This window comes from Butyrivibrio sp. WCE2006, assembly GCF_000701985.1.
Taxonomy (GTDB): Bacteria; Bacillota; Clostridia; order Lachnospirales; family Lachnospiraceae; genus Butyrivibrio.
In genome coordinates this window covers 17757-28563 of the sequence record NZ_JNKH01000043.1, presented here as the reverse complement: position 1 = coordinate 28563, position 10807 = coordinate 17757, and the positions used below count along the sequence as shown (strand labels likewise).

The 10807-nt window shown below is 41.3% G+C and carries 10 protein-coding genes and 1 pseudogene; 3 read left to right on the top strand and 8 right to left on the bottom strand.

Features of this window, described 5'->3' with window-relative positions; all coding sequences use genetic code 11:
- Positions 1-192, top strand: a pseudogene (locus tag T501_RS22240) (IS110 family transposase); the annotation flags it as partial.
- A gap of 308 nt (positions 193-500) precedes the next feature.
- Here T501_RS22240 and T501_RS17165 read toward each other — a convergent pair.
- The 5 genes from T501_RS17165 to T501_RS17145 form a co-directional block, all read right to left on the bottom strand.
- Positions 501-1442, bottom strand: a complete 942-nt coding sequence (locus T501_RS17165) for a transketolase family protein (RefSeq protein WP_026510090.1) — start codon at positions 1440-1442, stop codon at positions 501-503.
- Positions 1443-1455: 13 nt separating this feature from the next.
- Complete coding sequence (locus tag T501_RS17160; protein ID WP_026510089.1) at positions 1456-2289, bottom strand: transketolase; 834 nt, start codon at positions 2287-2289, stop codon at positions 1456-1458.
- A 448-nt stretch (positions 2290-2737) separates the two neighbouring features.
- Positions 2738-3433, bottom strand: a complete 696-nt coding sequence (locus T501_RS17155) for an L-ribulose-5-phosphate 4-epimerase (RefSeq protein ID WP_026510087.1) — start codon at positions 3431-3433, stop codon at positions 2738-2740.
- A 37-nt stretch (positions 3434-3470) separates the two neighbouring features.
- Positions 3471-5066 carry a xylulokinase gene (locus T501_RS17150; protein WP_026510086.1) on the bottom strand — a complete coding sequence of 532 codons (1596 nt, stop codon included), beginning with the start codon at positions 5064-5066 and terminating at the stop codon, positions 3471-3473.
- A gap of 127 nt (positions 5067-5193) precedes the next feature.
- Positions 5194-6297 carry a GntR family transcriptional regulator gene (locus tag T501_RS17145; RefSeq protein WP_081675217.1) on the bottom strand — a complete coding sequence of 368 codons (1104 nt, stop codon included), beginning with the start codon at positions 6295-6297 and terminating at the stop codon, positions 5194-5196.
- Between the two features lie 308 nt (positions 6298-6605).
- On the opposite strand from T501_RS17145, the gene hflK reads away from it, so the two are divergent.
- Both hflK and hflC read left to right on the top strand, forming a co-directional pair.
- Positions 6606-7625: an FtsH protease activity modulator HflK gene (gene hflK / locus T501_RS17140; protein ID WP_044916461.1), complete on the top strand. Its 1020-nt coding sequence runs from the start codon at positions 6606-6608 to the stop codon at positions 7623-7625.
- A gap of 86 nt (positions 7626-7711) precedes the next feature.
- On the top strand, positions 7712-8587 hold the full coding sequence (gene hflC, locus T501_RS17135; protein WP_026510084.1) for a protease modulator HflC: 876 nt from the start codon (positions 7712-7714) through the stop codon (positions 8585-8587).
- Positions 8588-8681: 94 nt separating this feature from the next.
- Here hflC and T501_RS17130 read toward each other — a convergent pair whose 3' ends face one another.
- The 3 genes from T501_RS17130 to rsmI form a co-directional block, all read right to left on the bottom strand.
- The gene (locus tag T501_RS17130; protein WP_026510083.1) at positions 8682-9245 is read right to left on the bottom strand and encodes a hypothetical protein; all 564 of its coding nucleotides are present in this window, start codon (positions 9243-9245) and stop codon (positions 8682-8684) included.
- 207 nt (positions 9246-9452) lie between these two features.
- Positions 9453-9914: a restriction endonuclease gene (locus tag T501_RS17125; RefSeq protein ID WP_044916459.1), complete on the bottom strand. Its 462-nt coding sequence runs from the start codon at positions 9912-9914 to the stop codon at positions 9453-9455.
- A 14-nt stretch (positions 9915-9928) separates the two neighbouring features.
- Positions 9929-10795, bottom strand: a complete 867-nt coding sequence (gene rsmI / locus T501_RS17120; protein ID WP_081675216.1) for a 16S rRNA (cytidine(1402)-2'-O)-methyltransferase — start codon at positions 10793-10795, stop codon at positions 9929-9931.
- Between the last annotated feature and the right edge of the window lie 12 nt (positions 10796-10807).

Sequence of the window (10807 nt, the reverse complement as noted above, 5' to 3'; positions counted from 1 at the left end):
TTAAAGTATTATCTGTGTGAAGCAGCATTATCTCTTGTAAGATGCGACAAAGAATACAGCGACTTCTATCACCTCAAGTACAAAGAGGTGAACAGATACCAACACAAACGTGCACTCGCATTAACTGCTCGTAAACTTGTGCGATTAGTCTTTCGACTGCTGAAAGACAATCGTCTATATCGTCCAGCATAGTAGTATCACCTACTTGCTGATGAGTACGCCCTGCTCATTTAAAAATATGGTCGACAGGGCTTAGGTGGTCGTTTTTTCTTTTCGTGAAAAATGTCAAAAAATAAAAGATTTTTTATTTTTCTTTACTTGACATCACACCGCTGGACTTTTATATAATGAACCGACACGATTACTTCGTAATCCTGCCCTATCGGTCGAAACGACCTCAAATGATGGATATTATAACACGTTGACACTGCAATCGTCTATCCTTAGATAATTGCAGTGCCAATATATGATCAAAAACCAATGTCATTTAAAAAGTAGAATTACTTAAGGAATTCTTTAACAGAATTATATACGCCTTCACCATCAAGACCATATTTCTTTACAAGATCTGCGGCACTTCCGGATTCACCATAACGATCCTGCATACCAATCTTCTTAACTACTGTAGGACACTCTTCTGCAAGAACATCACAAACAGCACTGCCGAGGCCACCGATTACAGAGTGCTCCTCAACTGTTACAACCTTACCGGTCTTCTTTGCTGTTGCAACAACAAGTTCTCTGTCGATAGGCTTAATTGTGCAGATATTTACTACCTCAGCGCTAATTCCATCTGCTGCAAGCTTTTCAGCTGCTTCAAGAGCAGATCCAACACCAATACCTGTAGCAATAATGCTGACATCTGTACCTTCACGAAGGACTGTTCCTTTACCAAGTTCAAACTTGTAATCAGGTCTGTCATTAACTACAGGGCAAGCTGCACGACCAAAACGGATGTAAACAGGGCCTTCATGCTCAGCTGCTGCACGAACACAAGCTCTTGCCTCGATATCATCTGCAGGACACATTACTACCATTCCGGGGATTGTACGCATAAGAGCAAGATCCTCGTTGCACTGATGGCTGGCACCGTCTTCACCAACTGTGATTCCGGCATGTGTTCCGCCGATCTTTACATTGAGATGAGGATATCCGATTGAATTACGAACCTGCTCAAAAGCACGTCCTGTAGCAAACATAGCAAATGTACTTACAAAAGGAATCTTACCTGTTGTTGCAAGACCTGCTGCGATACCCATCATGTTACACTCTGCAATACCGCAATCGATGTGACGATCAGGGAATTCCTTCTTAAACCAGCCTGTTCTTGTTGCTGCTGCAAGGTCGGCGTCAAGTACAACAACTTTGTCATTAACCTTTGCAAGCTCTATAAGTTCTTTACCATAGCTGTCTCTGGTAGCTATCTTCTTAACTTCGCTCATTTTAACCTCCTACTTACGCTTCAAGAGCCTGTCCGATCTTTTCAAGATCTTCCATAGCCTTTGCATATTCTTCGTCATTAGGTGCTACACCATGCCATGAAACCTGATTCTCCATGAAGGATACGCCCTTACCCTTTATTGAGTGTGCAATGATTGCAGTAGGCTGACCCTTTGTCTCTCTTGCTTCCTTGAAGGCAGCTCTGATAGCATCAAAATCATGTGCATCAATGTTGATTACATGGAAGTTAAATGCTTCAAACTTTTTATCGATAGGATAAGGTGAGCAAACCTGATCAACAGGTCCATCGATCTGGAGTCCGTTGTTATCAACAATAACAACAAGATTATCAAGCTTTCTGAAGCCTGCAAACATAGCTGCTTCCCAAACCTGTCCTTCCTCAATCTCACCATCACCTAAAAGTGTATATGTTCTGAAATCTTTATTATCAAGTTTTGCAGAAAGTGCCATTCCACAAGCAACTGAAATGCCCTGTCCAAGAGAACCTGAAGACATATCAAGGCCAGGAAGATACTGCATGCTGGGATGTCCCTGAAGTCTTGATCCAAGTTTACGAAGAGTCTTAAGCTCCTCTACCGGGAAATATCCGCGCTGAGCCATTACTGAATAAAGGCCCGGTGCTGTATGTCCTTTTGAAAGTACAAAACGATCACGATCTGCCTTAACCGGATCCTTAGGATCAATATTCATCTCTTCAAAATACAGATATGTATAGATATCTGCTGCTGACAGTGATCCGCCCGGGTGTCCTGCACCTGCTGCATGAACCGCTGTGACAATGCCCTTGCGGACTTCGTTTGCAATCTTCTGCAATTCTTTGTTCGTCATAATTCCTCCACTTCCTTTTCTAAATTGATATGAAGTTTTCCTCGTTTTTGAGGCGCGCCATAAGCGCAGTTAAAATGTAACACAAATCGCAATATCTGACTATTCCATTTTTGCGGTGTTGTTATTAAATATTGTTAACTAAATTATTACCAGATTCACTAACACCTCGCTGGCGGAAGTTCTGCTCTCGCTTCGCTCGCCATGAGGATGTTTGTACCAAAACCCATTGGTTCCTTACTGGTGGAAGTTCTGCTCTCGCTTCGCTCGCCATGAGAATGTTTGTACCAAAACCAATTGGTTCCATACTGGTGGAAGTTCTGCTCTCGCTTCGCTCGCCATGAGAATGTTTGTACCAACCCCCATTGGTTCCATACTGGCGGAAGTTCTGCTCTCGCTTCGCTCGCCAGAACAAAGTTCGTACTAGACTCGATAATGCCTCGTCAAGTACTCACTTTTGTCCATAATATGCATTAGCGCCGTGTTTTCTGTAGTAGTGTTTGTCCTGGAGTTCCTGGGGAGCAGGCATAACTCTGGGGTTTATTACCTCACATCTGTATGCCATCTTTGCCACTTCCTCAGTTACCACTGCGTTGTGCACAGCTTCATGTGCATCCTTGCCCCATGAAAATACTCCATGGTTTTTACATAATACAGCAGGAACTGCTACCGGGTCTTTTCCCATTCTGTTGAATTCATTTACAATGAGATGGCCGGTGTTTTCCTCATAGGCATTTTCAATTTCTTCCTTATTAAGACATCTTACACAGGGAATATCACCATAGAAATAATCTGCGTGAGTTGTTCCATAGCACGGTATTGATCTTCCTGCCTGTGCCCAGCTTGTAGCATATGATGAGTGGGTGTGTACCACACCTCCAACCTCTTTAAATGCCTTATAGATTTCCACATGGGTGGGTGTATCGGAAGAAGGATTAAGTTTTCCCTCAACCTTATTGCCATTAAGATCCATAACAACCATATCATCCGGAGTCATTGTCTCATAATCAACGCCGCTGGGCTTAATTACAAAAAGTCCTGATTCTCTGTCGATCTCACTTACATTTCCCCATGTAAAGGTTACAAGGCCATATTTTGGAAGCAGGATATTTGCTTCATAGACCTTCTTTTTTAATTCTTCAAGCATCTTTCTCTCCTCACCTATAAACAAATGTTTTTATTCATTATTTAAGATTGTCAACTGCAGCTCTCTCTATCTTAAGTCCAGCCTTATAGTCCTCCATGAACTTATCAAAGCCCTTTACATCCTCAGCCACAGGCTCAAAGGTCTCAACCTTGCCTTCCTTGAATACCTTATTGTTAAGGTACTGTTCAAGAGTCTCACCATCTTCTTTATTAAGCATGAATCCTGCAAGAATTGCCTGTCCCCAAGGGCCGCCTTCACCGGCAGTTTCCATGAGCTTAATAGGTGTGTCGAGGGCTGCTGCCATAACTCTGTCACCAACTCCTCTAATCTTGAAAAATCCGCCCTGTCCAAAGAAGAAATCTGCCTTAACATTTTCCTCCTTCATAAGGATATCGTTACCTACCTTAAGGGCACCAAGTGCTGTATAAAGGTGAGTTCTCATAAAGTTTGCAAGATTCATTTTTGCATCAGGCTTTCTTACAAACAAAGGTCTTCCTTCATTGAATCCTGTAATGCTCTCACCGGAAAAATAGTTGTAAGCAAGGAGTCCGCCACAATCAGCATCTCCCTCCATGGCTTTTTGATAAAGTGTTCCATAAAGTGTGTCATCATCAATATCTGAACCTGTAGCCTTAGCAAACTCTCTGAAAAGACCAACATAAGCATTAAGGTCAGATGTGCAGTTGTTGCAGTGTACCATTGCAACCTGTTCACCTGAAGGTGTTGTTACAAGATCAAGTTCCGGATATGCCTTTGAAAGGTCATGCTCAAGAACTACCATTGAAAATACAGATGTTCCTGCTGAAATATTACCGGTTCTTACTCCAACAGAATTTGTTGCAACCATTCCAGTACCTGCATCTCCTTCAGGAGGGCATACAGGGATTCCTGCCTCAAGTGTGCCTGTAGGATCAAGACATTTTGCTCCATCAGCTGTGAGTTTTCCTGCCTCTGCTCCTGCAGGAAGTGATTTGGGAAGAATATCACGGAGTTTAAATGAATATCCCTTCTTTGCAGTTAATTCGTCAAACTGTGAAACCATTTTGTCGTTGTAATCACAGGTTGATGAATCAATCGGAAACATACCTGATGCATCGCCTACGCCAAGTACCTTTTCCCCTGTGAGCTGCCAATGAATATAGCCTGCAAGTGTTGTAAAGAAATCAACCTTTGCCACATGCTCCTCTCCATTAAGCATTGCCTGATAAAGATGAGCTATACTCCAACGCTGGGGAATGTGATATCCAAACAATTCTGTAAGTTCGTCTGAAGCTTTTTCTGTGATGGTATTTCTCCAGGTTCTGAAAGGAACCAGCAGATTCCCTTCCTTATCAAATGCCATGTATCCATGCATCATTGCTGAAAATCCCATGGCTCCGATCTTTTTAAGCTTTTCTCCATACTGCTGTTCAACATCAATTACCAGCTTGCTGTAGCAGTCCTGAAGTCCACCCCAGATATCCTCAAGAGTATATGTCCATATTCCGTTATCCAATCTGTTCTCCCAGCTGTGTGAACCCTGAGCGATAGGATTATTATCCATATCTGTAAGGACAGCCTTTATTCTGGTTGAACCGAATTCAATTCCTAAAAGAGTTTTCCCTTCTGCAATCGCTTGTTTTGCATTTCCCATGTTATTACCTTCTCCTTTTCTCCTCTTATTGTTTTACCGGCACAATTACTTTGTAATCCTGCTCTATCGGTCGGAACGGTTCCGAACTCTATAAACTTTAGTTACTTATCTTATTATTTTTTATTTTTCAAAGCTGTTCTATAGCTCTTACCGATCCTCTGACACTGATTTCTTCCTCAAATTCATAGGTTGCAGAAAATCCCGGATGATGTATAAGTCTTACCAGATTTTCTGCCGCTCTCTCCCCAAGCTTCTCCTTGGGATGAGGTATGGAATCTATCGGCGGTCTGGTCAGCTTCGCAAGGTCCGAGTCATCCATGCTGATAAGTGAAATATCCTCCGGAACCTTTATGCCGCTTTCATCCAAAATCTGCATGACAAGTGCAGCCATCTCATCGTTATAACAAAATACAGCTGTACAGCCCGATAATCTCTCCTTTATCTTATCCTTTACCAGGTCCTGCCTTTTTAAATCCTCTGTATCAAGCCAGATAATTTTGGACGCTTCCGGTGAAAGACCTTTCTCAGCAATTGCCTCCTGATATCCGCTGTATCTGTCAAGTCCCTGCCTGTCGTCCAGCTTAAGAACACACCCTATGTTTCTGTGCCCATTATCCAAAAGGCTTTTTACAGCTTTATATGCGCTCTTTTCATCATTCATGGAAACATGCGGTATTTTCCTTGTATCATCAGGATTCCATTTATTTGACATCTCCGGATAATAGCTGTTCATAAAAAGAATAGGAATCCTCATCCCTGAAATCTTCGTTAAAAGATCCGTGTTCGGCGTCGGCAAAGCACTTCTTGTAGGTTCCAGAATTATTCCGGCAACTTCATCCTTCTCAACAATTTCAGTCAGAATTTCCCGCTCTCGCACAGATGAATTATTGGTAAAAAAAAGTTGTACGGAATATCCCAGTTCACGAAGTTTATTCTCAATTCCCTGAATAGTCCTGGGAAAAATATAGCTGTCCACATAAGTTGTAATTACAGCAATTCTGCTACGCTCACCATTCCTTGCCCTTTCATCGGTAACATATGTTCCGCTTCCACGCTCAGCAGTAAGTATCCCCTCCTGAACAAGAATCCCTATGGCATGTCTGGCTGTCTGTCTGCTTATATTAAATTGTATACATAGATCATTCTCTGACGGAATCTTGTCTCCCGGTGCCAGCGCTCCACTGCTCACCTGCTTCTGAATCCAGTCTATGACCTCCTGATATTTAGCCAAATTCTCCCCTCCGAAAGGAATTTCTGCCTTTAATTTTTTTAGATTGAACAGCAGTCCTTCGTACAATTACCTATTTATCATATCCAAGTTGTACACCATGGTCAACCGGATTTGTATTGTAATTTTGTACAAGTTTTAAAAGTTGTATATGTACAAGTTGCCAATTTAACTTTTTATTTCCCTTAACATCCAATTAGATATCCCCATTTTGCCCAATTTGTTATAAAAATATTGCACAATATATGATAGTATTCTAAATGACAAAAACTTAACGTTACAAAAACCATCAAAAAGAGGAGGACATCTATATGTCAGGTAAACTAAAAGATACGGCAAGTGGATTCGGAAAAATGATCCTGCCGATCATAATCGGGATATTCGTTCTGTTTATCGCTATGGGATCATTCTACAATGTCAGCGAGCAGGAACAGGCAATAGTAACCCAATTCGGCAAGGTTGTTGCCACTAATTCCGCCGGGTTGTATTTTAAGATTCCATTTATCCAGGCAGTTCATAAGGTAGATATGACCACACATGGCATTGGAATTGGTTACGTAATAGACAACAATGGCCAGAATATCACAGTAGAAGACGAAGGAATCATGATCACTTCAGATTTCAATTTCGTAGATATCGACTTTTATCTTGAATACAAGGTTAGTGATCCGGTGGCTTATTACTACAACACAGGCGATCCTGAGAGCATAATGAAAAACATGGCACTCTCATGTATCAGATCCACAGTAATTAATTATCCTGTTGATGAAGTCATCACCACTGCAAAAGGACAGATTCAGGCTGATGTGAAGGAAAAACTTCAGAAGAAGCTCCAGACAGAGGATGTAGGTCTTGTTGCTGTAAACCTTTCAATTCAGGATGCAGAGCCGCCGACGAATGAAATAAAGCAGGCATTCAAAGCTGTTGAAACTGCAAAACAGGGCAAAGAAACTGCCGTGAACAACGCAAAGAAATATCAAAGCGAGCAGGTTCCTGCTGCAGAAGCAGAAGCTGACCGTATCATACAGAATGCAGAAGCAGAAAAAGCTTCACGTATTGCTGAGGCGGAAGGTCAGGTTGCAAAATTCAACAGCATGTATGAGGAATATAGCAAATATCCTCTTATAACAAAGCAGCGTATGTTCTATGAGGCAATTGAGAATGTGCTTCCTGATACCAAACTCATAATTACTGATGGCAAAACTCAGGAAATAATGCCAATTGAAAGTTTTAGCGATGCAGCAGCGGGAATAGCCGGTGCATCCGTATCAGAAAATAATGATTCTTCACAAGAAACTTCTGCAGCTACTGAGAACTCAGAAGAAAACTGATATCATGACATGATCTATAAAACAAACAATTTTATAGAAACTGATTAAACTATCCATATGAACTTACATTAATTGGAGGAACATACATGAAGAAAAAGATATTTGGCAGCTTCGGCCTGGTCATATTAGCCGCAGCTATCATAATTGCAAATAATGCATTCTATACCGTGCACCAAAAGGAATTTGTTGCAGTAAGGCAGTTTGGTAAAATCGTCAGAGTTGAATCAGAACCCGGACTTAAGTTTATTACTCCTTTTGTTCAGAATACTCAGATCATCGGAGCAGAAACAAATATTTATGATATACCTGCTTCAGACGTAATCACTAAGGACAAAAAATCAATGATAACTGACACCTATGTACTGTGGAAGGTAACAGATCCAATCAAGTACATTCAGACCTTGAACGCACTGGATACCAGAGCTCAGGAACGAATCGAAGCTGCGGTTTATAACGCTACAAAAACGGCAATTTCTTCCATGTCACAGGATGAAGTAATAGAAGCAAGAGGTGAGGCACTCACAAAAATAATCACAGAAGACGCAAATGCAGATATGGAAAGTTATGGTGTTCAGATTGTCACAGCCGAAATCAAAGCACTTGATCTTCCTGATGATAACAGAACAGCTGTATATGAAAGAATGACTTCTGAAAGAAACAATATCGCCGCATCTTATCAGGCAGAAGGAAAGGCTGAAGCTCAGAAAATAAAGAACGAGACCGATAAGACCGTAGCAATTTTGAAAGCTGACGCAGAAAAGCAGGCTGCTGCCCTTCAGGGTGAAGGAGAAGCTGAATATATGAAAACTCTCTCTGCAGCCTATAACACTCCGGAAAAAGCAGAATTTTACAACTTTATGAGATCTCTTGATGCACTTGAGAACTCCTTAAAAGGAGGAGAAAAGACCATCATTCTCGACAAAGATTCAGAACTGGCAAGACTACTCTATGGCATAAGATAATTAATTATTTAAAGGGAACCGACATATTTGCGGTTCCCTTTTTTATAATCTCACTTGTAATTAAGCAAGTTCCACCAGAAAAGTCTTATGACTATTACTGATTCTGGAAGAAGTCTCTATATGAAGTATGCTGGTCAAGAGCAAGTGAACCACCATCAAGCATATAGAAATCTGTATCAGAAGCATTGAATATCATAACAAACTTTCTGTCATTTATTCTTCTAATCATCTTAGGTGTGCAGAATACTTTTCCATGTAAAGAAATGAATACAGGATTCTCAGGCAATGTGAAGCCTTCCTTTACATCAAATGTAACGCCTGCTTCAGTAAGTCCTGTAGGCAGTACAATATGGAAACCACCAACAATATTTGCTCCAAGCTTACTTGCAATCTTCTGAGCAGTTCCTGTGTAAACAGGATTTACATGTGTAATAACTGCTGTCATTCCGGTTACATCATCACGACTACGCTTAACATCGCCAACGCCTGTGGAAACAGGAATGAAAGTATCTGACTCTACCCATTCAGCGCCGAGAACTGCATTGTTCTCCAGCTCACCGGGTACAATTCTGTCAGGACACTGCGGTGCAGCACCAGCTGTAATTGTCAGTGCGCAAAATAGTGTTGTTGCCATAAGTACAGATAGAATTTTCCTCATTTACGTTACCTCCTACATAATAGAATTGTTTAAATGATAGAACTATACTTCAACTACACAGAATCATAACCGATATTAATAAAAATCCGATATAAAAAGGATAAAGTTTTTATTAAACCCATCGAGGGCTCTGTCAGGCCTGATAATACCTTCCCAAGTTTCCTCCATTGCTTCAAATAAAGCTGCGCAAATATGCGTCAGCCTTTACTATTTTGTCTTATTTTCCATGTTATCTACATAATCTCTGTCCCAGAGCATGATCTTAAGTTTTCTCGCAAGCTCTGCAGCAGGATCAGTGAAGTACTGATTTGTCATGACAGCACCTACCATGCAGTCATAGTAATCACGCCCCGCATAAATCTCCTGTACAGCCTTTACCCCTATTGGTTTATCATAACATTTGCACTGAATCGCATAACTTATGCCATCCTTATTTGCAAGAATATCCGCACCAAAATCTCCGCTTCCTCTGGTAACCTTCACATTCGTAAAACCACTCTCTTTTAGCAGATCCGCACAGTAATACTCAAAATCATGTCCTTCAAGTTCATCCATAAGAGGCGGTTTTCCTCTTCTTATCAGTATCACTATAACTGTAAGCAGTGCGATCAGAGCTATAACAGCTATAATCGTTGATACTATTATAAACGTACTATTTAATTGAATCATCCTATGTCCTTAAATCACTTATTCTGTAAAAGTGCCTGATAGATCTCGCGCTTTCCTACGCCTCTGTCAGCAGCAACCTGCTTCATGGCATCTTTATGGCTCATACCGTTTTTCTCATAATAATCCATATGATCCTCGATGCTCATCTTCGACCATTCTTCCTGCTGCCTTCTGTCTATCTCCTGGAGACTGACGCCTTCAATAACGAGTACGTACTCTCCTCTGGGTTCGTTCTCCTCGTAATAGGAAATTGCCCCGTCAATCGTAGTTGGCATAACTTCTTCAAATTTCTTTGTAAGCTCTCTGCAGACAGTAAGCTTTCTATCCCCCAGTGCTTCTCCAAGATCCCTGAGGGTTCCCTTCAGATGGTGCGGCGCTTCATACATTATTATTGTTCGGTGCTCACCTTTTAAAAGGTCCAGAATACGTCTTCTCTCTTTTTTATCATCCTGTCCCGGTAAAAAGCCTTCAAAAACAAACCTTCTGGTGTTAAGTCCTGAAAGAGTGAGCGCTGTTATGCATGCTGCAGGACCTGGAAGCGAAGTCACATTTATTCCTGCTTCGTGGCACATACGCACCAATACCTCTCCGGGATCCGATATCGCAGGTGTTCCGGCATCCGTAATCAGTGCAATATCTTTGCCGCTACGCATAAGATCAATCAGATACTCTGCCTTTTCAACCTTGTTGTACTCATGATAGCTGGTCATCTCAGTATGGATATCAAAATGATTTAAAAGCTTTATACTGTTTCTGGTGTCCTCGGCAGCAATTATATCTACATTGCTAAGCGTCTCCAAAACCCTGGCTGTTATGTCATTCAAATTTCCAATAGGAGTAGCACAAAGGTAAAGCATACCCTGATCTTTATTTTCTATCATATTCGTTAACCT

Coding starts and splice junctions, on each gene's coding strand:
- T501_RS17165 (WP_026510090.1), bottom strand. CDS start 1,442: ATGAGCGAAGTTAAGAAGATAGCTACCAGAGACAGCTATGGTAAAGAA.
- T501_RS17160 (WP_026510089.1), bottom strand. CDS start 2,289: ATGACGAACAAAGAATTGCAGAAGATTGCAAACGAAGTCCGCAAGGGC.
- T501_RS17155 (WP_026510087.1), bottom strand. CDS start 3,433: ATGCTTGAAGAATTAAAAAAGAAGGTCTATGAAGCAAATATCCTGCTT.
- T501_RS17150 (WP_026510086.1), bottom strand. CDS start 5,066: ATGGGAAATGCAAAACAAGCGATTGCAGAAGGGAAAACTCTTTTAGGA.
- hflK (WP_044916461.1), top strand. CDS start 6,606: ATGTCAGGTAAACTAAAAGATACGGCAAGTGGATTCGGAAAAATGATC.
- hflC (WP_026510084.1), top strand. CDS start 7,712: ATGAAGAAAAAGATATTTGGCAGCTTCGGCCTGGTCATATTAGCCGCA.
- T501_RS17130 (WP_026510083.1), bottom strand. CDS start 9,245: ATGAGGAAAATTCTATCTGTACTTATGGCAACAACACTATTTTGCGCA.
- T501_RS17125 (WP_044916459.1), bottom strand. CDS start 9,914: ATGATTCAATTAAATAGTACGTTTATAATAGTATCAACGATTATAGCT.
- rsmI (WP_081675216.1), bottom strand. CDS start 10,795: ATGATAGAAAATAAAGATCAGGGTATGCTTTACCTTTGTGCTACTCCT.